The sequence below is a fragment of the Paraburkholderia phymatum genome (assembly GCF_038900715.1).
Lineage (GTDB): Bacteria > Pseudomonadota > Gammaproteobacteria > Burkholderiales > Burkholderiaceae > Paraburkholderia > Paraburkholderia phymatum_A.
On the sequence record NZ_JAYMRZ010000001.1, the window covers coordinates 323531 to 347691 of the forward strand.

General features: G+C 63.7%; 17 protein-coding genes and 1 tRNA gene. 15 read left to right on the top strand and 3 right to left on the bottom strand.

The genetic code is table 11. From position 1 onward, the window contains the following. Nucleotides 1-147 precede the first annotated feature (147 nt). On the bottom strand, nt 148-1155 hold the full coding sequence (gene trxB / locus VSR68_RS01455) for a thioredoxin-disulfide reductase (RefSeq protein WP_342938102.1): 1008 nt from the start codon (nt 1153-1155) through the stop codon (nt 148-150). A gap of 48 nt (nt 1156-1203) precedes the next feature. Here trxB and VSR68_RS01460 point away from each other — a divergent pair, with 48 nt between their 5' ends. From VSR68_RS01460 to lolA, 3 genes are all read left to right on the top strand, one after another. Continuing rightward, the gene (locus tag VSR68_RS01460; protein ID WP_342938103.1) at nt 1204-1560 is read left to right on the top strand and encodes a hypothetical protein; all 357 of its coding nucleotides are present in this window, start codon (nt 1204-1206) and stop codon (nt 1558-1560) included. 44 nt (nt 1561-1604) lie between these two features. Continuing rightward, nucleotides 1605-3920 carry a DNA translocase FtsK gene (locus VSR68_RS01465; RefSeq protein ID WP_342938104.1) on the top strand — a complete coding sequence of 772 codons (2316 nt, stop codon included), beginning with the start codon at nt 1605-1607 and terminating at the stop codon, nt 3918-3920. A 199-nt stretch (nt 3921-4119) separates the two neighbouring features. After that, nucleotides 4120-4815, top strand: coding sequence for an outer membrane lipoprotein chaperone LolA (lolA, locus tag VSR68_RS01470; protein ID WP_342938105.1), 696 nt, complete (start codon nt 4120-4122; stop codon nt 4813-4815). A gap of 19 nt (nt 4816-4834) precedes the next feature. On the opposite strand, the gene VSR68_RS01475 is transcribed toward lolA, so the two are convergent. Beyond that, nucleotides 4835-5749, bottom strand: coding sequence for a LysR family transcriptional regulator (locus tag VSR68_RS01475; protein ID WP_342938106.1), 915 nt, complete (start codon nt 5747-5749; stop codon nt 4835-4837). Nucleotides 5750-5911: 162 nt separating this feature from the next. Between VSR68_RS01475 and speB the strand changes: the two genes are divergently transcribed. Together speB and VSR68_RS01485 are read left to right on the top strand one after the other, a co-directional pair. Then, on the top strand, nt 5912-6904 hold the full coding sequence (gene speB / locus VSR68_RS01480; protein WP_342938107.1) for an agmatinase: 993 nt from the start codon (nt 5912-5914) through the stop codon (nt 6902-6904). Nucleotides 6905-7201: 297 nt separating this feature from the next. After that, the gene (locus VSR68_RS01485) at nt 7202-10426 is read left to right on the top strand and encodes a tetratricopeptide repeat protein (protein WP_342938108.1); all 3225 of its coding nucleotides are present in this window, start codon (nt 7202-7204) and stop codon (nt 10424-10426) included. A gap of 14 nt (nt 10427-10440) precedes the next feature. Here the strand turns inward: VSR68_RS01485 and cytX are convergent, their stop codons facing one another. Further along, entirely contained in the window at nt 10441-11757 is a 1317-nt protein-coding gene (cytX, locus tag VSR68_RS01490; protein WP_342938109.1) for a putative hydroxymethylpyrimidine transporter CytX, read from the bottom strand. Nucleotides 11758-12058: 301 nt separating this feature from the next. Between cytX and VSR68_RS01495 the strand changes: the two genes are divergently transcribed. The 10 genes from VSR68_RS01495 to VSR68_RS01540 all read left to right on the top strand — a co-directional run bounded on the left by VSR68_RS01495 (nt 12059) and on the right by VSR68_RS01540 (nt 24121). Continuing rightward, nucleotides 12059-13369 (top strand): replication-associated recombination protein A, encoded by a 1311-nt coding sequence (locus tag VSR68_RS01495; RefSeq protein ID WP_342938110.1) that lies wholly within the window; start codon nt 12059-12061, stop codon nt 13367-13369. Nucleotides 13370-13465: 96 nt separating this feature from the next. Then, entirely contained in the window at nt 13466-14764 is a 1299-nt protein-coding gene (serS, locus tag VSR68_RS01500; RefSeq protein WP_342938111.1) for a serine--tRNA ligase, read from the top strand. Between the two features lie 167 nt (nt 14765-14931). Further along, nucleotides 14932-15022, top strand: a tRNA-Ser gene (locus tag VSR68_RS01505). A 324-nt stretch (nt 15023-15346) separates the two neighbouring features. Continuing rightward, complete coding sequence (locus VSR68_RS01510) at nt 15347-15592, top strand: hypothetical protein (RefSeq protein WP_342938112.1); 246 nt, start codon at nt 15347-15349, stop codon at nt 15590-15592. A gap of 564 nt (nt 15593-16156) precedes the next feature. Then, entirely contained in the window at nt 16157-17497 is a 1341-nt protein-coding gene (locus VSR68_RS01515) for a PAS domain-containing sensor histidine kinase (RefSeq protein WP_342938113.1), read from the top strand. Then, the gene (locus tag VSR68_RS01520; RefSeq protein ID WP_342938114.1) at nt 17494-18255 is read left to right on the top strand and encodes a response regulator transcription factor; all 762 of its coding nucleotides are present in this window, start codon (nt 17494-17496) and stop codon (nt 18253-18255) included. Before VSR68_RS01515 ends, VSR68_RS01520 begins: the two co-directional genes overlap by 4 nt. Nucleotides 18256-18364: 109 nt before the next feature. Continuing rightward, the gene (locus VSR68_RS01525) at nt 18365-18751 is read left to right on the top strand and encodes a response regulator transcription factor (protein WP_152760630.1); all 387 of its coding nucleotides are present in this window, start codon (nt 18365-18367) and stop codon (nt 18749-18751) included. Nucleotides 18752-18989: 238 nt separating this feature from the next. Further along, nucleotides 18990-19466: a YMGG-like glycine zipper-containing protein gene (locus VSR68_RS01530; RefSeq protein WP_428983437.1), complete on the top strand. Its 477-nt coding sequence runs from the start codon at nt 18990-18992 to the stop codon at nt 19464-19466. A gap of 92 nt (nt 19467-19558) precedes the next feature. Further along, nucleotides 19559-20830 (top strand): efflux RND transporter periplasmic adaptor subunit, encoded by a 1272-nt coding sequence (locus tag VSR68_RS01535; RefSeq protein ID WP_342938422.1) that lies wholly within the window; start codon nt 19559-19561, stop codon nt 20828-20830. A gap of 39 nt (nt 20831-20869) precedes the next feature. Beyond that, complete coding sequence (locus VSR68_RS01540) at nt 20870-24121, top strand: multidrug efflux RND transporter permease subunit (protein WP_342938115.1); 3252 nt, start codon at nt 20870-20872, stop codon at nt 24119-24121. Nucleotides 24122-24161: the final 40 nt, after the last annotated feature.

The window sequence follows — 24161 nt, forward strand, 5'->3', positions numbered from 1 at the left end:
ACAAAAAGGGCCGCCGGCAACACGCCGCGGCCCTTTCAGACATTGAGAATCTCAACAAGCGCGGCAAGCCTGCTGCATGCCGCTATTCTACCGATCCGCGTTCCCCGTTCTACACAAGCCACTTACCGAACGAGACCACGGAAACCATCAGATCGAACGCTCGGCCTCGGCACTCATCGCGCGCTCGCCGATCGACTCGTGGATGCTTTCCAGATAACGCTGCGCATCCAGAGCAGCCATACAGCCCGTGCCCGCGCTCGTGATCGCCTGACGGTACACGTGATCCTGCACGTCGCCGGCAGCGAACACGCCCGGTACGCTCGTGCCCGTCGCGTTGCCGCTCAGGCCGCCGTTCGTGATGATGTAGCCGTTCTTCATCTCCAACTGGCCTTCGAAGATATCCGTGTTCGGCTTGTGGCCGATCGCGACGAAGAGACCTTGCAGATCGATATCGGTGGTCGCGCCCGTCTTCACGTTCTTGACGCGCAGGCCGTTGACGCCGCCGTCATCGCCCTTCACTTCGTCGAGCACGTGGTCCCACTTGATCTCGACGACGCCTTCCTTTTCCTTCTCCAGCAGACGGTCGATCAGGATCGGCTCGGCGCGGAACTTGTCGCGGCGGTGGATCACCGTCACCTTCTTCGCGATGCCCGCGAGATACAGCGCTTCTTCGACGGCCGTATTGCCGCCGCCGACCACGGCGACGTGCTGGTTCTTGTAGAAGAAGCCGTCGCAGGTCGCGCACGCCGACACGCCGCGGCCCATGTACAGCTCTTCAGACGGCAGGCCGAGATATTGCGCCGATGCGCCCGTCGCGATGATCAGCGAATCGCACGTGTACTCGCCCGAATCGCCGATCAGGCGAATCGGCTTTTCGTCCAGCTTGGCCGTATGGATGTGGTCGAACACGATTTCGGTGTTGAAGCGCTCGGCGTGCTCGAGGAAGCGCGTCATCAGCTCCGGACCTTGCACGCCCTTGGCATCGGCGGGCCAGTTTTCGACGTCCGTCGTGGTCATCAGCTGGCCACCCTGCGCTAGGCCCGTGACGAGCACCGGCGACAGGTTGGCGCGCGCCGCATAGACGGCCGCCGTGTAACCGGCAGGGCCGGAACCGAGAATCAGAACCTTCGCGTGTTTGGTCGGGGAAGCTGGCATGATCGAAATCCGTTAAAAGCGTCGGTCAGCGGCGGAACATCGGCTGCAATGACCGGCGGTACTGGCGTCGAGCCGGGAAACCTGCTTGACACGTTAGATGGGTATCAGCCCCGTATTATAAAGGGCAGCCCAACCGGCTGCTTCATGAAGCTTTGCGATCAGCGCGATAGCCGATGCCAACGTCATCGGCGCGAAAACCCGCCGAAAGTACGTCGATTTCGCGGGAAAGCGTATGGGAATTACGACATTCCTGGCCGTTCGGCCGACGTTACCGTCATTTACAGCCTTGCGCGCAACAGTGCGTTTACAATAGTCGCCGATGAACGACAGGCGGCTTGCCGGCAGGATGTGAGTGATTCCATCGGCACCTGGATCGGCCCCGACGGTGAATTGAAGGGCAATTGAACCGGCACCTGAATCCGCTGCAGGCCGCACACGCAACAGGCTCAATGGCAAAAGCTACCTATTCCGCGAACGCGCAGGCATTGCCTCATCGCATGTCGCGCCTTTTCACCGAAATCCGCTGGATTCTCCAGCTGGCGCTCGGCGTTTTCCTCGTGATGGCGCTGATCAGTTACAGCCGCCGTGATCCGAGCTGGACACACGCGGCGCAGGTCGATCACATCTCGAACTGGGCCGGCCGCGTCGGCGCCTGGACCTCCGACATCCTCCTCCTGCTCTTCGGCCTTTCCGCCTGGTGGTGGATCGTGCTGCTCGCGCGCCGCATCTCGGCGAACTACAAGCGCATCACGCGTCACGAGGAACCCGACGAAAACGCGCCGCGCGACAACAGCTGGCTCGCGGACGTATTCGCGTTCGCGCTCGTGCTGCTCGCGTGCGATGGCATCGAAGCGTTGCGCATGTGGTCGCTGAAAGTGCAGTTGCCGCGCGCGCCTGGCGGCGTGATCGGCGAGGCTGTCGCGAAGGGCGTGTCGCATGCGCTCGGTTTCACGGGCGGCACGCTGGCGCTTTTGATCGCGCTCGCTATCGGCCTGTCGCTGTACTTCCGTTTTTCGTGGCTGTCGGTGTGCGAGAAGGTCGGCGATTCGATCCTCTCCGGCGTGACGCTCGCGAAGCTGCGCCGGGAGGCGGGCCGCGACCGCAAGCTCGGCGAGGCGGCCGCCGTGAAGCGCGAAGGCAAGGTCGAACAGAGCCGCGTGAAGATCGACGAGCACGAACCCGTCGTGATCGTGCCGCCCGTGACGAAGCCGGAAAAATCGGAGCGCGTCGAGAGGGAGCGCCAGGTGCCGCTCTTCGAGAGCCTGCCCGGCGATTCGACGTTGCCTGCCATCTCGCTGCTCGATCCCGCACCCGCGACGCAGGAAACCATTTCTGCCGATACGCTCGAATTTACCTCGCGTCTCATTGAGAAGAAGCTGAAGGACTTCGGCGTCGATGTGAGCGTGGTCGCGGCTTATCCTGGTCCGGTGGTGACGCGTTACGAAATCGAACCCGCCGTCGGCGTGAAGGGCAGCCAGATCGTGAATCTCGCGAAGGACCTGGCGCGCTCGCTGTCTCTTACGTCGATCCGCGTCGTCGAGACGATTCCTGGCAAGAACTACATGGCGCTCGAATTGCCGAACCAGCGTCGTCAGACGGTGCGGCTGTCGGAGATTCTCGGCTCGACGGTCTATGCCGACGCCAGCTCGCCGCTGACGATGGGCCTCGGCAAGGACATCGGCGGCAAGCCTGTGTGCGCGGACCTCGCGAAGATGCCGCACCTGCTGGTCGCCGGTACGACGGGTTCGGGCAAGTCGGTCGGTATCAACGCGATGATTCTCTCGCTGCTCTACAAGGCGAGCGCGGAACAGGTGCGAATGATCCTGATCGATCCGAAGATGCTCGAAATGAGCGTCTACGAAGGCATTCCGCATCTGCTGTGCCCCGTCGTCACGGACATGCGCCAGGCCGGCAACGCGCTGAACTGGACCGTCGCCGAAATGGAGCGCCGCTACAAGCTGATGAGCAAGCTTGGCGTGCGCAATCTCGCCGGCTTCAACAACAAGATCGACGAAGCGACGAAGCGCGAAGAGAAGATTCCGAATCCGTTCAGCCTGACACCGGACGATCCTGAACCGCTGTCGCGGCTGCCGAATATCGTCGTCGTGATCGACGAACTGGCTGACCTGATGATGGTGGTCGGCAAGAAGGTCGAAGAACTGATCGCGCGTATCGCACAGAAGGCGCGCGCGGCGGGCATCCATCTGATTCTCGCGACACAGCGTCCGTCCGTCGACGTCATCACCGGCCTCATCAAGGCCAACGTGCCGACGCGGATGGCGTTCCAGGTGTCGTCGAAGATCGACTCGCGCACGATTCTCGACCAGCAGGGCGCTGAATCGCTGCTCGGCATGGGCGACATGCTGTATCTGCCGCCGGGCACGGGGCTGCCGATTCGCGTGCACGGCGCGTTCGTGTCCGACGATGAAGTGCATCGGGTCGTCGATAAGCTCAAGGAGCAGGGCGAGCCGAACTACATCGAAGGGCTGCTGGAAGGCGGCGTGTCGGGCGAAGGCGACGAGGGTTCGGCGGACGCCGCGGGAACCGGAGCGGCCGGCGGCGAGTCCGACCCTCTGTACGATCAGGCGGTCGAAATCGTCATCAAGAACCGCCGCGCGTCGATCTCGCTCGTGCAGCGGCATCTGCGCATCGGCTACAACCGCGCCGCGCGTCTGCTCGAACAGATGGAGCAGACGGGGCTGGTGTCGGCGATGTCGTCGAACGGCAACCGCGAAATTCTGGTGCCCGCGCGCGAGACGGATTGACACTCGGCGCTTCATTCATGCGACTGATGACGGACAGCGGCACGCGTTGAAGCGTTGCCGCTGTTTTGGTTTCATATCCGTGCGCATCGAATCCGGTACAAGCGACCCGCTTGCACGACAAAAGGGATGCGAGGGACACACGGGACACAAGGGACACAAGGGACACAAGGGACACAAGGGACACAAGGGAGAAAACAACATGCTGCAAATCGTTGGGTCTAAGACCCGTCTTGGCAGTCTGATGCGCACACTGGCTTTCGGCGCATCGATGCTCGTCGCGTCGCATGCGTTCGCAAGCGGCACTGAGCAACTGAAACAGTTCGTGTCGCAAGTGCGTTCGGCGCGCGGCGAATTCGTGCAAACCGAAGTGCGCGCGCCCAGCAACGCGCAGCAACAGGCGAGCGGTGTCCTGTCGACGCAAGGCGCGACGCAAAACAAGGTGTCGAGCGGCACGTTCACGTTCGCGCGGCCGGGCAAGTTCATCTGGGCGTACGAGAAGCCGTACGCGCAGCTGCTGCAAGCCGACGGCGACAAGCTCTACGTCTACGACAAGGACCTGAACCAGGTGACGGTGCGCAAGCTGGGCGGCGCGCTCGGCGCGAGCCCGGCGGCGATCCTGTTCGGCAGCAACGATCTCGACAAGAACTTCACGCTCAAGGACGCGGGTGTGAAGGCAGGCATCGACTGGCTCGAACTGATTCCGAAGTCGAAGGACACGCAGTTTCAGCGCGTCGGCATCGGCTTTCGCGACGGCAACCTCGAAGCGATGGAACTGCACGACGTCTTCGGCAACGTGACGCTGCTGAAATTCTCGAACATCCAGAAGAACCCGTCGCTGCCCGCCGATGCGTTCAAGTTCACGGTGCCGAAGGGCGCCGACGTGATCAACGGCTAAACGCTGCGTCCTCCTGCGATCACTCTTGAAGGCCGGGCGCCGGATGCGCGGCCTTCATGTCGTCGATAAACGCATCGACGATGTCCGTCCGATGCTGCCGCGCCCGCGTGACCATGTGAAACGCGACGCGGTAGCGCATCTGCTGCGGGTTCAGCGCGGCGAGCAAACCCTCCTTCACATACGGCGCGGCGAAATGCCCCGGCAGATAGCCGAGGTGATGGCCCGACAGCACGAGCATCGCGACGGCTTCCATGTTGTCGGCGACGGCGGTGACGTTGTGCGGCGGCGTCGATGCGTCGGCCTCGGGCAGCGGATAGCTGCGCCACGCCCATTCGTGCTGCGCGGCTTGCGTCGGCGTCACGTTGCCCGCTTGAGCGAACAGCGGATGCCTCCTCGCGCAATACGCGAACTGTTCTTCGGAAAAGATCTCCGTGTACTCAAGTGACGGTACGCGATGCCAGAAATATCCGATGCCGATCTGAATCCGCCCGCTCAACAGCAGCTCTTCGAGTTCTCCGGGCGAGCGCACGAGAATCGAAAATCGCACGGATTCGTCGCGCGCGCGGAACCGCGCAATCGCATCGCTGATCCTGGCGCTTTCCGACACCGGCGTATGGCCAATCATCCCGATTCCTAGCGTGCCCACCAGCTTCCGGCCGACATTGCGCGCCTGCGCGCCGAACGCATCGACGGCGGAAAGCAGCGTGCGCGCCGCGTGGACGAACTGCTCGCCTCGCGCGGTCAGGCTAAAACCGCTGCGGCCGCGTTCGCACAGGCGGTAGCCGAGTCGCGTTTCCAGTGTCGATAGCTGGGTGCTGATCGTCGATTGGCCTACGTTCAATGTAGCCTGAGCAGGTGAAATGCCGCCCGCGTCCACGATGGCGAGGAACACGCGGATCAGGCGCAAATCGAGATCGGTCAGTTGAGAGAACATGCGGCAGGATACATCGATGCCAATCGATGTGAAGTTTATTTCGTCGGCATTTTATGTCCGCCCGAACCGCACAAAAATGAGAAATGCCCCAGTGTCGCGCGCGTTGCGGCGTCTGGATTCCTCGTTTTATCGAGACGTTGTGCTGGCCATTGGCGAACTACGATGAATACATCCTCGAATTTCGTTTTCCCGGACCTCACCGAGCGGCCACAGCCGTTGTCGGGTAACGCGATGACGCGCGCGGGCGGCATCGCCACGATGATGCGGCTGCCGAACGTCGGGTCGCCGCAAGGGCTCGACGCCTGTTTCGTCGGCGTGCCGTTCGATCTGGGCACGTCGAACCGCACGGGCGCGCGATTTGGCCCGCGCCAGATCCGCGTCGAATCGGTGCTGCTGCGCCCGTACAACATGGCGACGCGCGCCGCGCCGTTCGATTCACTGCGCGTCGCGGACATCGGTGACGTTGCGATCAATCCGTACAACCTCCTGGATTCGATCGGCCGCATTGAGCGCGCTTACGATGAAATCCTGCAACACGGGACAAAACCGATCACGCTGGGCGGCGATCACACGATCGCGCTGCCGATCCTGCGCTCGATTCATCGCAAGTACGGCAAGGTCGGTCTGATTCACGTCGACGCGCACGCGGACGTCAACGACACGATGATGGGCGAGAAGATCGCGCACGGCACGCCGTTTCGCCGCGCGGTCGAAGAGGGCTTGCTGGATTGCGGGCGCGTCGTGCAGATCGGCCTGCGCGGCACGGGCTACGCGGCCGAAGACTTCGACTGGTGCCGCGATCAGGGCTTCGAGGTCGTGCAGGCGGAAGCGTGCTGGAACCAGTCGCTGACGCCGCTGATGTCGCGTGTGCGCGAGAAAATGGGCGACGGTCCGGTGTACATCACATTCGATATCGACGGCATCGATCCCGCTTTCGCGCCGGGCACGGGCACGCCCGAGATCGCCGGGCTGACCGTGCCGCAGGCGCTCGAGATCATTCGCGGCGCGCACGGGCTGAATATCGTCGGGTGTGATCTGGTGGAAGTCGCGCCGCCGTACGATCCGTTCGGCACGACGGCGCTGCTCGGCGCCAATCTCGCGTTCGAAATGCTGTGCGTGCTGCCGGGTGTCGAGTATCGGCCAGCGACGCGTTAAGCCGTAGTACACGACGGCGGCGCCTGAAGCGCGCCGTTGTCGACGAGACGGTTCCGAAGATCGTCGATGGAACGCCCATGACGTCCGTCATGGGCGTTGTCGTTTCTGCCGCCATCGCGCGGCAATGCGACAGGACAGCATTTTCAGAATAGTGAGCTAGAGATGCATCCCCCGCGTCGCTACGCTACACCGGCTTTGGCGCGTATCCGCCCGCAATGCTTGGAGAAATCGCAAAGCACGCCAACCACCTTCGAATGCTTTCTCACTTCTTCCGAAATCATCCCCCAGGATCAAGCCATGTACGGCGATTTGCAGAATCTCGACCCCGCCATCGACCGCTATTCAGCCGCCGTGTCCTTATATGGCACAGACCGTTTCGACGAGGCGTTGGCGCTGATCGAGCCGTTGCTGCACGTACAGCCGGTCGATGCGCAGGTCCTCAATCTGGCCGCCGCGTGCCATCTGTCGATCGGACGCCTTCATGATGCACAGACGTACTGGCGGCGCGCGATCGACACGAGGCCCGACTACTGCGACGCGCACAACAATCTGGGTGTCGTGCTCAAGGAACTGGGCCGCCTGACGGAAGCCGAGGCGTGTTATCGGCAGGCATTGTCCATTGCGCCGGATCATGCGGGCGCGCACGTGAATCTCGGAAGGCTCTTTGCACAACTCGGCCGTCCGGACGAAGCAGAATCCTCCTATCTGCGCGCCCTCGAGCTTCAGCCTCGCGACGGCGACACCTACGTCAACCTAGGCGTGCTGTATCAGGACCAGATGCGCTTGCCCGAAGCCGAGGCGGCGTACAGGAACGCACTTGCCGCCGCTCCGCACGAGGTCAAGGCGCATTTCAATCTGGGCGTGGTGCTCAAGATGCAACGGCGTTTCGCCGAAGCGGAAGCCTCGTACCGACAGGCGCTCGCGCTGCGCCCGGACTACTTCGAAGTGAAGATCAACCTCGCGCATCTGCTGCTCACCGTCGGACGTCTGGAAGAAGGATGGGCGCTGTTCGAAGCGCGCTACGATCCCGCGTGGCCGCAGCGCAAGATCGCGCCGCCGCCCGTCGATTTTCCGATGTGGCGCGGCGAGCCGCTCGCGGGCAAGTCGCTGCTGGTGTGGCCCGAGCAGGGGCACGGCGACAGCCTCCAGTTCTGCCGCTATCTGCCGTTGCTCAAGGCGCAAGGCCTCGCGAAGCTGAGCATCGCGTGTTCGCCTGTGTTGCAGAGTCTGTTCGAAAGCATCGAGGGCGTGGACGAATGCATTCCGCTCGACGGCGACCACGCCATTCCGGCGCACGACTATGTGTGCCTGACGATGAGCCTGCCGCACCGCTTGCACACCACGCTCGCGAGCATTCCTGGCGCAACGCCTTATCTGCGGGTGCCTTCGTCACGTGCAGAAAAATGGAAAGGGCGTTTGCCCGCTGGCAAGTTCAAGGTGGGGCTGGTCTGGGCTGGCGATCCGCGTCCCGATCAACCGGCGAATAGCGCGGTCGACCGCCGCCGCTCGCTCCACGCGCGAGCGTATCTGCCATTGTTGTGTTTGCCCGGCATCACGTTCGTCAGCCTGCAAAAGGGCGCGTCGACGCAGCCGCAAATCGATACGTTGCCAGCGGAGTTGCGTCCGTTCGATCCGATGCACGACGTGCACGATTTCGCCGACACGGCCGCGATCGTCGAGCAACTCGATCTGGTGATTACCGTCGATACGTCGATCGCGCATCTCGCGGGCGCGCTCGACAAACCCGTGTGGATTCTGTCGCGCTACGACGGCTGCTGGCGATGGCTGCATGATCGCGACGATACGTCGTGGTATCCGCGCGCACGTCTGTTCCGTCAGACACGGTTGGGTGAGTGGGACGACGTGATCACGCGATTGACGTGCGCGTTGCAGGCCTTCGCGCATGAGCGCGCACCCGGTGGCATGTCAGCGGACGACGCCCGCTTTCATGCCGCCGCCGCCCTGTACGACGGTGGCCATCACGTTGAAGGGCTTTCGATGCTGCAGCCGTCGATCGTGTCGTCACAACCGTTGGCGCGCACGATGAATCTCGCTGCAGGTTTCTCATTCGAACTCGGCCGTCTGTCTGACGCGGAGGCTTATCTGCGCCGTACGGTGCAGATCGATCCCGCGCATTGCAGTGCTTATAACAACCTGGGTGTCGTGCTGAAGGAATCCGGGCGCGTCGAGGAAGCCGAGAACGCTTATCGCCAGGCGATCTCAGTCGATCCTCGCCATGCCAGCGCACAATTCAACCTAGCGTGTCTGCTCAATGCACAGGGCCGCTGGACGGAAGCGGAGGCGGCTTATCGGTGTTCGCTTGCCTCCACGCCGGACCATGCCGAGGCCCACAACAACCTCGGTGCTGTGCTGCAAAAGCTTGGCCGCATGCAGGAGGCGGCAGCGGCATGGCGGCAGGCGCTCGCGATCCAGCCCGTTTTCGCGGACGCCAGCTTTAATCTGGGAATCGCGCTGCAAGCGCAGAGGCGGCATCGGGAAGCCGAGATGGCCTATCGACATGCGCTCGCATGCGATCCCAACCTGCTTGAGGCGAAACTCAACCTCTCGCACGTGTTGCTCGCGACAGGGCAATTCTCCGAAGGCTGGGCTTTGTACGAATGTCGCTACGAAGGCATGACCGCCGATTTTGTCAGGTGCCCACGGTTGCCGTTCGCGCAATGGCAAGGCGAGCCGCTCGATGGCAAATCCATCGTCGTGTGGCCCGAGCAGGGTTATGGCGACACCCTTCAGTTTTGCCGCTATTTTCCGATGATGAAGCGTCTCGGTGCTGCGAAGGTGACAGTCGCATGCCAGGCGGGGATGCAAGCGCTAATCGAGCGGATACCCGGCGTGGATGCGTGTATTCCGAACGATCCGCGCGTAGCGGCATTACATGACTACTGGTGTTTGACGATGAGCCTGCCGCATCGAATGGGAACGACGCTCGACACGATCCCCTCATCGATGCCTTATCTGAGCGTACCGCGTGATCATCAGTCGCGATGGAAGGGGCGGTTGCCGCAAGGACCGAAAGTTGGCCTCGTATGGGCGGGCGACCCGCGTCCGAACCAGCCGTCGGCAAACGATACTGACCGCCGCCGCTCGCTCCACGCGCGCGCCTATGTGCCATTGTTGTGTTTGCCCGGCATCACGTTCGTCAGCCTGCAAAAGGGCGCGTCGACGCAGCCGCAAATCGATACGTTGCCAGCGGAACTGCGTCCGTTCGATCCGATGCACGATGTGCACGATTTCGCCGACACGGCGGCGATCATCGAACAACTCGACCTGGTGATTACCGTCGATACGTCGATTGCGCATCTTGCTGGCGCGTTGAACAGGCCCGTGTGGATTCTGTCGCGCTACGACGGCTGCTGGCGCTGGCTGCATGATCGCGACGATACGCCGTGGTATCCGCACACGCGGCTCTTTCATCAGCGGCAGCCCGGCGAGTGGGGCGAGGCGATCGAGCGCGTGAAGCTCGCGCTCGAAGCGTGGTCGGCGCGCCAACGCGCGCCGGCTTGATCGAATGGAATGGCCTACGCGTAAGCCTGCTTGCGCGTCGACACGAACGCCAGATAGCACAGCCCGCCGATCGCCAGCGCGGGCAGCGTCGCACCGAGATTCGGCAGCCACTGATTGATCGCCTGATACGCGGCAATGCCGATCGCCCACGCGACGAACGCGCTCACGTGCCAGCCGCCCGAGAAGCCATAGCGGCCTTGCGTATCGGCGAGCGAGCCTGCGTCGATGCGGCGCCGGCGCACGATGAAGTGATCGGCCAGCACCACGCCGAACAGCGGCGCGAACACCGAGCCGATCAGCAGCAGGAAGTTCTGATACTTCGCCATCGGCACGAGCAGTGCGATCAGCGTGCACAGCGCGCCGAACGCGGCCGACAACATCGGCACGCTCGCGCGCGTCCAGAAAGTGCCCGTCGACACAGCCGCCGAGTGCACGTCGGCGAACGCGTTGTCGATTTCGTCGATCAGCACCAGCAGCAGCGCGAGGCCGCCGCCTGCTTGCGCGAGCGCCGTCGTCAGCAGCGCGTCGCCGCCGCCTGCCGTAAGCCCATACACCGCGCCGAGCGCATAGAACCAGACGTTCGCAATGCCATAGCCGAAGAGCGTGCCGCGGAACGTCTCGCCCGCCTTGCGGCCGAAACGCGTGTAGTCGGCGATCAGCGGCAGCCAGGACAGCGGCATCGCGACGACGAGATCGACGGCGCCGCCAAACGACATTTCGCCATTGCCCGGACGATGCATCAGCGCGCCCACGTCGTGCCGCGCCAGCACGGCCCAGGTCAGCCACGCGGCGCCCGCGAGCAGCAGCCAGATGCCCCAAGTCCGCAGAAAGCGCCGCACGAACGACAGCGGGCCGCTGATCGCGAGCAGCGTCGCGAGCACGCCGAAAATCAGCGTCCAGATCAGCGGCGCCGAAAAGCCGAAGGCCTGCTTCGAGAGAGCATCGGCGGAATCGCGCATCACGATTACTTCGAACGCGCCCCAGCCGACCAGCTGGATCATGTTCAGCACGGCGGGAATCGACGCGCCGCGCACGCCGAGCGTCGGGCGCAGCGACGACATCGCCGCGAGCCCCGTGTCCGTGCCGATCACGCCAGCGAGCGCGAGCAGCACGACGCCGATCACGCTGCCGATCGCGATCGCCAGCAGCGCGTGGGGCAGCGACAGGCCCGGCACGAGCAGCGCGCCAGCCTGCGCGACCAGCAAGCCGATGCCGAGCGAAAACCACAGCGCGAATGCGTCGCCCGTCCTGAACGCGCGGCGCGAATCCGGCACCGGCTTGAGCGGAGCGTAAGTCGAACCGGCCTCGCCGGTCATGGAATCTTGAGCCATCGAATCTCTTTCCTGTCTGTCGTTGTCGGGTCGCCGTCATGTCGGCCGTCGTTGCGGCCGTGTTCCGTTCACGGTACGCGCATTGCGGTCCGCCTCTCAGAAAGCGCCTATGACGTTTGCCGCCGGCTTTGCCGCGCCGCGGCTGTCATAATGCACAACTCTGCATGCGCCGCCGTTCGCCCGCTGGCGGTTTGACGCGGTTGCATGCCGTTCAGGGGCAGATCGTCGCGTGTCCCATCAAGTGCATCTGGTGCATCGTGACGGTTTATACCCGAAAAGCCGAGATTATCCCCAAAACGCCATGTTTGAAGAAACCCGCGCCAACGTTCCCCTCGCCGAGCGCCTGCGGCCGCGCAGTATCGACGAAGTCATCGGGCAAAAGCATCTGCTGGGCCCGAACAAGCCGCTGCGTGTCGCGTTCGAGTCCGGCGAAGCGCACTCGATGATCCTCTGGGGCCCGCCGGGCGTCGGCAAGACGACGCTCGCGCGCCTGATGGCCGACGCGTTCAACGCCGAGTTCATCGCGCTGTCGGCGGTGCTCTCGGGCGTGAAAGACATCCGCGAAGCCGTCGAAACGGCGCAGATCCATCGCGCGAACGGCCATCAGACGCTCGTGTTCGTCGACGAAGTGCATCGCTTCAACAAGAGCCAGCAAGACGCATTCTTGCCACACGTCGAGTCGGGGCTGTTCGTGTTCGTCGGCGCGACGACGGAGAACCCGTCGTTCGAGGTGAACAGCGCGTTGCTGTCGCGGGCGGCTGTCTACGTGCTCAAGAGCCTCGATGCCGACGAGCAGCGCGAACTGCTGGACCGCGCGCAACAGGAGCTGGGCGGCTTCACGTTTACCGACGAAGCGCGCGACGCGCTGATCGGTTCCGCCGACGGCGACGGCCGCAAGCTGCTGAACAACATGGAAATCGTCGCGCGCGCGGCGGCGCGGCAGAACAAGACGGAGATCGATGGCGAACTGCTCGCGAGCGCACTCGCCGAAAACCTGCGCCGCTTCGACAAGGGCGGCGACGCGTTCTATGACCAGATCAGCGCGCTTCACAAGTCGGTGCGCGGCAGCAATCCCGACGGCGCGCTGTACTGGTTCTGCCGCATGCTCGACGGCGGCGCGGACCCGCGCTATCTGTCGCGGCGCATCGTGCGCATGGCGTGGGAGGACATCGGCCTCGCCGATCCGCGCGCCGCGCGTATCGCGCTCGACGCCGCCGAAACCTACGAGCGCCTCGGCACGCCCGAAGGCGAACTCGCGCTCGCGCAGGCCGTGATCTATCTGGCCGTCGCGCCGAAGTCGAATGCGGGCTACAACGCGTACAACGCGGCGCGCGGTTTCGTCGGCAAGGACCAGTCGCGCGCGGTGCCGATCCACCTGCGCAACGCGCCGACGAAGCTGATGAAAGAACTCGGCTACGGCCACGAGTACCGCTACGCGCACGACGAACCGGACGCATATGCTGCGGGAGAGACCTATCTGCCCGACGGCATGCGCGAGCCGCACTGGTATCAGCCGACGCCGCGCGGGCTCGAAGGCAAGATCGGCGAGAAGCTCACGCGCCTCGCCGAACTCGATGCGCAATGGCGCAACGAGAACAGGAAGAAGAGTTGATCGACCGCGCTGCGCGCCAGAGCCGACAATGCCGCCGGCGACCCACGCCGGTGCGCTAAAATCGCCCATTCACACAACGAACTGTTGCCCCATCCCATGCTTGACATCCAGCTGCTGCGCAAAGATATCGACGGCGTCGCGAAACGCCTCGCCGATCGCGGCTTTAACCTCGACGTCGCGGCTTTCTCCGCGCTCGAAGCCGAACGCCGCGCGATCCAGACCCGTACCGAAGAGCTCCAGGCGAAGCGCAACAGTCTGTCGAAGCAGATCGGCGCGATGAAAGGGCGCGGCGAAGACACGTCGGCGGTGATGGCCGAAGTCGGCGGCATCGGCGACGAGATGAAGGCGTCGGCGCTCCAGCTGGAAGTGATCCAGAAGCGTTTGTCCGATCTGCTGCTCGGCGTGCCGAATCTGCCGCATGAGAGCGTTCCCGTCGGCAACGACGAAACGCAAAACGTCGAAGTGCGCCGCTGGGGTACGCCGCGCCAGTTCGACTTCGAGGTGAAGGATCACGTCGACGTCGGCACGCCGCTCGGTCTGGACTTCGAGATGGGCGCGAAGCTCTCCGGCGCGCGTTTCACGATGCTGCGCGGACAGATCGCGCGCCTGCATCGCGCGCTCGCGCAGTTCATGATCGACACGCATACGCAGCAGCACGGCTACACGGAAATCTATACGCCGTACATCGTCAATCCCGAAATCCTGCTCGGCACGGGCCAGCTGCCGAAATTCGCCGACGACATGTTCCGTGTCGAGAAGGGCGGCGGCGAAAACACGGTCACGCAGTATCTGATTTCGACGTCGGAGATCTCGCTCACAAATACGGTGCGCGAGAGCATCGTCGATGCGAGCGAACTGCCGATCAGGCTGACCGCGCATTCGCCGTGCTTCCGCTCGGAAGCGGGCTCGTATGGCCGCGACACGCGCGGCATGATCCGCCAGCATCAGTTCGACAAGGTCGAGATGGTGCAGATCGTGTCGCCGGAAACGTCGTATGACGCGCTCGAGCAGATGGTGACGCACGCCGAGACGATTCTGCAAAAGCTCGAACTGCCGTATCGCGTGATCACGCTGTGCACGGGCGACATGGGCTTCTCCGCTTCGAAGACGTACGACCTCGAAGTGTGGCTGCCCGCGCAGAACACGTATCGAGAAATTTCGAGCTGCTCGAATACCGAGTCGTTCCAGGCGCGACGGATGCAGGCGCGCTACCGAAACGCGCAGGGCAAGCCCGAACTCGTGCATACGCTCAACGGCTCGGGGCTGGCGGTGGGGCGCACGCTCGTCGCCGTGCTGGAGAACTTCCAGAACGCGGATGGCTCGGTGACTGTGCCGGCAGCGCTGCGTCCGTATCTGGGCGGCATCGAGCGCCTGGAAGTAACGGCGGCGCGCTGAGCGAACACGCCTGTCCTGGCGGCCAAGTCCTTTTTCAACTTTCTGCGAAAAAGGGCTTGGAATTCAAAAACAGGTGTTCTATAATCTTCGTCTCACGCAAGCAACGACCCGCTTAGTGTGAAGATGTAAAGCAGACAAGACCACCTTGGTGGGAAGTCAAAGAATCAGGAAAGGTGGCAGAGAGGTCGAATGCGCCGGACTCGAAATCCGGTATACGGTTATACCGTATCGTGGGTTCGAATCCCACCCTTTCCGCCAAGATGCAAAGCGATACAGGCCCTTCGGGGCCTGTTTTCGTTTGTGCGTTGATTTCTTTATGCATCGATCTGCGTGCATAAGACATCATGCAATCATCAGCGCGTCATCGGGCTTCGCAATTACAAATACAAGTGCGTAGCTGGCCCGTCTTTTGCGCTTTCCGTTTCAACGTTTCGATGAAGCGGTTTCGACATATGTTCGTCCGCACACCGCGCGAAACCTGCTCATGCCGGATAGTCCACGCGATACGCCGTCGCATCCGCACAAAAAATGGGTATGGTCATTGCATGCTGAAAGCGTCTGCCAACCACAATTGGAGTCACGATGACGAACCCCAATGACGCGGAAAGCACCCCATCGAAAGATCCGGCCGAGACGCCGCCGAACGAGCTCAACAAGCCCGTCGGCGACGCGCTGCCGACACCTGTCGAGCCCGGCCTGGATCAGCCGTTGCCGGAGAAGCCGAAGTCGGACGACAAAGCATCCTCCGACGAATCGCCCGACGAGCACGTGGGCGATGAAGATCCGCCTGCAGGCGTGCCTCCGCAAGGGCCATCCGATTTCGCCTGACGTCGAACGACCGTATTAACCATGCTGTATCCGCCCAGCGGTCCGGAATTCGAAATAAAACGATTAGTCGTTTCGGACCGCGCATCAAACGCCGCTTTTAAATCGTTTCCCTTTTCCGAAATATCCGGATTGAGTGCTTCGATAAATACCTTCGTCGGGCCGCAAATAAAGCAAGACTTATTTTCTCGCTGATTCGCTGATCTGCACTTTACTAAGGATCGCTTTGTGCATAGGATGAAGTTGCACTTTTTTCCGCACCGAGCGAGGCAAACGAGTAAAAAATTAATGGCAATTATTGACGGAATAGCTTTGTCGGATATTTGCAGTCCATATGAAGATTCGTATGAAGCGATCACCGTAATCGATTCTCTTTTTGCTTCATGTCATTGCATTCATTGAACGATGGAATGCATTAGTAATACGTAGTCGCAGCCTTGTTCGTGAAGGTGAGTCGTCGCGCGCCCGATTCCCGCGCCGTCGCACCCGTTGCATTGCGCACAACAACGAAGACGTCCGCACCTGCCGCGGCTTTTCAGGTGCAAACGCCTTGAGGAACGGTAAGCCATGCACATCGCCATTTCCGCTGTCACGGTCGCGGTGGCTGCAATCGTCATCTGGTGGTCGCTTCATCCGCGCCGCGTCGCTTCCGCTCGCCAAGGGACGTTCGCGCATACGCGCAGTGGTCCGTCTGTCGTGCCGATCCTTCATCGCGTGACGGACGCCGTCGCGCACTTGCGGACCGCGCGCGGCGCGGCCGGTCTCTTCGCCCTCGCGCGTCGGCAGCCCGGCACGATGACGGAACTGGCCGACGTGTTCGACTGTTTGCCCGTCGCGTCCGTCGTCTTCGACGAGCATGGCGCGATCGTGCTGGCCAACGAGCAGGCCGAGCGGCTCTTCGATTATCGGCGCGGCGTGCTGAGCGGCGCATGCGTTGGCCTCGTCGCGCCGGCGCTGTCGCAGGAGAACCGGGCGGGCATGGGCGCGCCGCAGAACGCGAGCCGTTCGGCCGTGACCGCCACGCGCAATCTGCGCGCGCGTCGCCGCGACGGCAGCGAGTTTCCCGTCGAGATCGCGACGAGCGCGATCCGTTACGAAGGACGCGTCGCGACCGTCGCGTTCATCACCGACATGACCGAGCGCTTCGAGCTCGAGCGCAATCGCCGGGAGCTTGCGCATCTGACGCGCGTATCGATGATGGGCGAGCTTGCCGCGTCGCTCGCGCACGAACTGAACCAGCCGCTGACGGCCATCCTCAGCAACGGCCAGGCCGCGCAGCGCTTCATGGACAAGGAGCCGATCGATCTTGCCGAAGTGCGCGACATCCTGAAGGACATCGTCGACGACAGCGGCCGCGCAAGCGAAGTGATACGCAGGATGCGCGCATTCGTGAAGAAGGAAGAGCAGCAGCAGCTCGTGAATCTCGATGCGGGCGGACTGCTGCGCGACGTGGCGTTACTCGTGCATAGCGATGCCGTCGCGCGCGGCATCCATCTGTCGCATGTGATCGACGACGGGCTGCCGCCCGTGCGCGGCGACAAGGTGCAACTCCAGCAGGTGCTGCTCAATCTGCTGCTCAACGCGTTCGATGCCGTCAGCGAGTGCGACGCGCCCAGCCGCGTGGTTGCGCTCTTTGCGCAACTCGATCGCGAAGGCATGGTGCGCATTGCCGTGCGAGACCGCGGACATGGACTGACGCCCGACAAGCTCGAATGCATCTTCAAGCCGTTCGTCACGTCGAAGCCGCAGGGCCTGGGGCTCGGTCTGTCGATCAGCCGCTCGATCGTGCAGATGCACGGCGGCCGCTTGTGGGCCGAGACCAATTCCGATCAGGGCATGACGTTCTATATCGCGTTGCCCGCATCGCGGGACGCATGCAACGCGGGCGTTGCGCAGGTGGCGTCATGAGCGAGATAAGCGGCATCAAAGGCATCCACGGCACGAACGCCACGAACGGCACGAACGCCACGGCGGGCGAAGTCGCGACGCAAGCACCCGCGCTCGTCTACGTCGTCGACGATGACCCCTCTGTGCGCCGCGCGCTGACGCGTCTCGTCAAGTCCGCCGGTTACGGCGTCGAGGCGTACGGCTCGGCGCGCGAGTTTCTCGACCATGCGTGCGCCGGGTATGTGCCGGCCTGCGTGGTGCTCGACGTGCAGTTGCCCGATCTGAGCGGGCTCGAATTGCAGCGCGAACTCGATGAGCGTTTGCCCATCATCTTTCTGACGGGGCACGGCGACATCGCGATGACAGTCGGCGCAATCAAGGCGGGCGCTACCGATTTCCTCACCAAGCCCGTGCGCGACGACGACCTGTTGCGCGCGATCGAACAGGCGCTCGCGCATTCGGTGCAGGTGTCGAACGCGATGCACGAACTCGACGTGCTGCGCAGCCGCGTCGGGCGCCTGACGGTGCGCGAGCGCGAAGTGATGAATCTCATCGTGCTCGGCCTACTGAACAAGCAGGTTGCCTGTGAGCTTGGCACTGTCGAGAAGACCGTCAAGGCGCATCGCGCGCGCGTGATGCAGAAGATGGAAGCCGGTTCGCTCGCCGAGCTCGTGCGCATCGCCGACAAGATCGCCGTCGCCACTGTCACACACAATCCCTTCAGTCCGCACGCACCGCATACGAGCGAGCCGCACGTTGCGCGCGAGGCCGCCCGCTAGCGGATACGGGACCAAGGTCCAATACCACGGGCGCCCGCAGTCTCATAGTCTATTGCTGAAGCGTCCACGCATCGCTGCGTGCGCGTCGCCGGTCAATGGACTATTCAGAATGGGCACAGACAAACCCTTCGTTGTCGTCGTCGACGACGATGCGTCGGTGGGCAGGGCGATCAAGCGTCTGTTGCGCTCCGTCGGGATTGCGGCCGACACGTACGCGAGCGGCGATGCGTTTCTCGACGTGCTGTCGGCCACGCCTGCGTATCGCCCCGACTGCGTGATACTCGACGTGCAGATGCCCGGCTCCAACGGCATCGAGGTCCAGGGTCGGCTGGCGGGTAGCACCGTGCCCGTCATTTTCATCACGGCCCACGACGACGCGGGCGTGCGCGAAGCCGCGCTTGCGGCGGGTGCGAAGGCCTATCTGCGCAAGCCGTTCAACGACGTGCTTTTCATCAGGACAGTGTGTGCCGTGCTTGGCATCGCTGCGCCGCTATGACAGTTCTTCTCGCGCGAATAAACGGCGTCGGGCGCTTGTGTGCAGGCGCTTGCGCGCGCGTTCCGCGCGGCCAAAAAAGGGTATTGGACCAAGGTCCAATTGTCTTTGTTATGGCCGGATTCCACACTTCATTGCATTGGAGTCGCCAGGCCGACTGGCGCATCTGGATTCGTCCGCCGCGTGATGCGCGAGCAACGCGTGCGACGGGCGCAATCGTATCGACATGGGGTGATTGATCATGAAACAGGCGTTTCCTGTCACGTGGATGCTTGCCGCGCTGCTGGTGGCGGACATTGCATCGGCGCAGCAGCCGATCTTCTATCCGGCCAAGGGCCAGAGCCAGCAGAAGCAGGCTGACGACATGTCGCAATGCGAGAGCTGGGCGACGCAGAACACGGGCGTCAATCCCGCCGTGCTCGCGCAGAACTCGGCGAATCAACCGCCGCCGCCCCAACAGTCGGGCCAGCGCTTGCGCGGCGCGGCAGGCGGCGCGGCGACGGGCGCGGCGATCGGCGCGATCGCCGGCGACGCCGGCAAGGGCGCGGCAGCGGGCGCCATCGCGGGGACGGTGGTGGGCGGCTCGCGACAGCGCCGTCAGGCGGCCGCCGCGCAGGAGCAGCAGCAAGCCGCTCAACAGCAGACATCGCAGCAGATGGCCACATGGAACCGCGCGCTCGCAGCATGCATGAACGGACGCGGATATACGGTGCAATGACGCGGCGATCGAAGGGGGCCACGATGAACTGTCGATCGCAAGTAGCGTTGTTCGGGGCGGACTCTGCCGCCGTGCGGCGCGCGGGCCGCCTGATGCCGCGTCTCGCGCTGGCGTCGGCACTCGTGTGCGTCCTGTCTCTGAACGCCTGCAAAAAGGCCCCTGCGGAGACAGCCCGGCCGCCCGTCGAGGTGACGGTGGTCACGGTCTCGCAAAAGGAAACACCCGTCGCATTCGAATTCACCGCGCAGACGCAAAGCTCGCGCGAGGTCGAGATCCGCGCGCGCGTCGAGGGCTTTCTCGAGAAGCGCATGTACACGGAAGGCGCGCTCGTGCAGCCCGGCCAGGTGCTGTTCGTGATGGACCGCAAGCCGTTCGAGGCCGCGTTGCAAACGGCCAAGGGCGCGCTCGCGCAACAGCAGGCGCGGCTGCTCGTGACCAAGCAGAACCTCGCGCGCGTGGTTCCGCTTGCCGCGCAGAACGCGTTGAGCAAGAAGGATCTCGACGATGCGACGGGCAACGAGAAGCAGGCGGAAGCCGCCGTCATCGCCGCGCAAGGCGAAGTGCAGACGGCCGAGCTGAACCTGAGCTACACGACGATCCGCTCGCCGCTCAAGGGTCTTTCGAGCTTTGCGCGCGTTCAGGACGGCAGCTATGTGACGCCCACGCAGTCGGGCTTGCTCACTTACGTCTATCAGCTCGATCCGATGTGGGTGAACTTCAGCATCTCGGAGAACGAGCTGCTGCGCTATCGCGAGCAAGTCACGAAAGGCCTGCTGCGCTTTCCGCCTGACAACCAGTTCGACGTGACGGTGATACTCGCCGACGGCTCGGTCTATCCGCAGCAGGGGCGCATCGACTTCACGAACCCCGCGTTCAGCCAGGAAACGGGCACCTTCCTCGTGCGCGCCGTGTTCGGGAATCCCGCGGGCACGCTCAAGCCCGGCCAGTTCGTGCGCGCGAAGGTGACGGGCGCCGTGCGGCCCAACGCGATTCTCGTGCCGCAGCGCGCGGTGCTGCAGGGCGCGAAGAGCCACTTCGTGTGGGTGCTCGACCAGAACGGCAAGCCGCATCAGCGCGTGATCGACGTCGGCGACTGGCACGGCGACGACTGGTTCGTCAACGAAGGGCTGAAGGCGGGCGAGCGCGTGGTGGTCGACGGCGCGATCCGCGTGTCGTCGGATTCGACGATCAAGGTGGTGAGCGCGCCCACTGCGCCTGGCGCTCCTGCCGCCGCATCGGCGCCCGCCGCTGCGGCGTCGGCGACGGCATCGACGCTGGCTCAAGCGCAAACGCAACCACAGGCACAGCCACAAACGCAGGCGCATCCCGGCAGCAGCGGAACGAGCACCAGCGCTAGTCCCTGATCCGATGACGACCCGACGCCGTCCGGCGCAACCGATCCGATGAACATCTCTCACTTCTGCATCGACCGTCCGATCTTCGCCTCGGTCATCTCGATCGTCATCACGCTGGGCGGCGCGCTGACGATGCTCGCTCTGCCGACCGCGCAGTATCCGGACATCACCCCGCCGCAGATCACGATCTCCGCGACCTATCCGGGCGCGAGCGCCGACGTGGTCGCCAACAACGTCGCCGCGCCGATCGAGCAGCAGGTCAACGGCGCGGACAACATGATCTACATGAGCTCGTCGAGCTCGTCGACGGGCAACCTGACGATCAACGCGTACTTCCAGATCGGCACGAACCCCGAACTCGCGCAAGTCGACGTGCAGAACCGCGTGAACCTCGCGCTGCCGCAGCTGCCGCAATCGGTGACGGCGCAGGGCGTGCAGGTGCAGAAGAAGTCGCAGGCGTTCATGATGGTGATCGCGATCTACTCGCCCACCGAGCGCTACGACGCGACGTACATCGCGAACTACGCGAACGTCTACGTGCTCGACGCGCTCAAGCGCATACCCGGCGCGAACCAGTCGAGCATCTTCGGCACGCCCGACTACGCGATGCGCATCTGGCTGCGCCCCGATCGCATGGCGCAGCTAGGCATCACGGCCGCCGACGTGCAGCGCGCCGTCGCCAACCAGAACCAGCAGTTCGCGGTCGGGCGCCTCGGGCAATCGCCGACGGGTGCCGCCGTCGAGCAGTCGTTCGCCGTCACCACGTCGGGGCGGCTCACCGAGCCGTCCGAGTTCGAGAACATCATCATCCGCGCGCAGAGCGGGGGCGCGGCGATCGTGCGCCTGAAGGACATCGGGCGCGCCGAACTGGGCCAGAAGGACTATTCGATCCGCAGCCGCTTCCAGGGCAAGCCCGCGACCGTGCTCGCCGTCTACCAGCAGCCGGGCGCCAACGCGCTCGACGTGTCGAAGCAGGTGCGCGCGACGCTCGCCGAGATGAAGAAGTCGTTCCCCGAGGGCATCGACTACGAGATCGCGATGGACACCACCGAGTTCACGCGAGCGTCGATCTCCGACGTGGTGCACACGTTCTTCGAGGCCGTCGTGCTGGTCGTGATCGTCGTGTTCGTGTTCCTGCAGAGCCTGCGCGCGACGCTGATCCCGGTGCTCGCCGTGCCCGTGTCGATCGTCGGCACGTTCATGGGTATGGAGGCGCTCGGCTTCTCGATCAACATGCTCACGCTGTTCGGCATGGTGCTCGCAATCGGTATCGTGGTGGACGACGCGATCGTCGTGATCGAGAACGTCGAGCGCAACATGACGGTGCACAAGCTCGATCCGAAAACGGCCGCCAAGCAGGCGATGGACGAAGTGGCGGGCCCCGTGGTCGCGATCGTGCTCGTGCTGTGCGCGGTGTTCGTGCCCGTGGCGTTTCTCGGCGGCATCACCGGGCAGATGTACAAGCAGTTCGCGATCACGATCGCGATCTCGGTGGTGATCTCGGGCCTCGTCGCGCTCACGCTGTCGCCTGCGCTTGCGTCGCTGCTGCTCAAGCCGGGGCATCACGAGAAGAAGGGCTTTTTCCGCTGGTTCGACAACCAGTTCGCGCGGATGACGGCGGGCTACACGCGCGCGGTGCGCGTCATCATCAAGCGCTTCGTGATCGCGCTGCTGCTCTTTGCCGGCATGATCGCACTGTCCGTGATGATGATGCGCTCGATCCCGACCGCGTTTCTGCCGCCCGAGGACCAGGGCTATCTGCTGGGCGCCGTCATCATGCCCGATGCGGCGTCGCTGGATCGCACGGGCCAGGTGTCGGACCGCGTGTCCGAGTACTTCATGAAGCAGCCGGCCGTCGGCAGCATCACGACCGTCGACGGCTTCAGCATTCTCGACAGCCAGAACAAGAACAACTCGTCGACCTTCTTCGTGGGCTTCAAGAGTTTCGAGGAGCGCTACAAGTCGGACAACATCCGCACGCAGAATGCGCGCGCCGTGCTCGTCGACGCGTACAAGGCGCTGTCGCAGGTCCGCGAGGGCATCGTCGTGCCGCTCAATCCGCCGTCGATTCCCGGTCTCGGCACCACGGGTGGCACGGAGATGTGGATTCAGAGCAAGGGCGACGCGACCATCGCGCAGTTCGCCGCCGTCGTCAACGATTTCGTCGCGAGGGCCAAGCAGCGCCCTGAGCTGACGGGCGTCACGTCGACCTTCAACGCGGACTCGCAGCAACTGCTGGTGGACGTCGACCGCGACAAGGCCGAGACGCTGGGCGTGCCCGTCGAGGACGTCTACAGCGCGATGCAGACGATGTTCGGCTCGCTGTACGTATCGCAGTTCAACCGTTCGAGCCGCCTGTGGCAGGTGATCCTGCAGGCGGAACCGTCGTACCGGCTCAAGCCCGAGGATCTCACACAGATCTTCGTGCGCAGCAAGTCGGGCAGCATGGTGCCGCTCAAGTCGGTGGTGACGTCGCACTACGTAACGGGCCCAGACCTGATCACGCGCTTCAACAACTTCCCCGCCGTGAAGATCACTGCGAACGCGGCGCCCGGCTACGCATCGGGCCAGGTGATCAGCGCGCTCGAGGAACTCGCTGCGTCGATGCCGTCGGACTACGGTATCGCGTGGAGCGGCGAGGCGTTCGAGGCGAAGCAGTCGGGCGGCACGTCGGGGCTCGTGTTCGTGTTCGGGCTGATCATGGTGTTCCTGATCCTCGCGGCGCAGTACGAGAAGTGGAGCCTGCCGTTCGGCGTGCTGATGGCGGTGCCGTTCGCGCTGTTCGGCGCGCTGCTCGCGATCATGCTGCGCGGGCTCAACAACGACGTGTACTTCCAGATCGGCCTGACGATGCTGGTGGCGCTCGCGGCGAAGAACGCGATCCTGATCTTCGAGTTCGCAGTGATCAACCGCGAGGCGGGCAAGTCGGTGTTCGAGGCGACGATGACGGCGGCCGAGGAGCGGCTGCGCCCGATCGTGATGACCTCGCTCGCGTTCATTCTCGGCTGCGTGCCGCTCGCGATCGCGACGGGCGCGTCGGCCAACAGCCGCCACTCGATCGGTACGGGCGTGATCGGCGGGATGCTGGGCGCGACGGCGATCGCCGTGTTCTTCATCCCGATGTTCTTCTGGGCGCTCGAATCGATGTCGGAGAAGAGCGGCAAGAAGAAAACGGGGGAGACGCCGCCGGCTTCGCCCGAAGCATCCCATTCTTCGACGGCGGTGCCGCCTTCGGTGCCGGGACCAGCGGGCACGGGCGGACCGACGATCACGCCGTCCGCTCCACGCGAGGGCGACTGACATGCGCCGCGTTCCTCTGCCTGTGCTCCGCGTGCGCCGC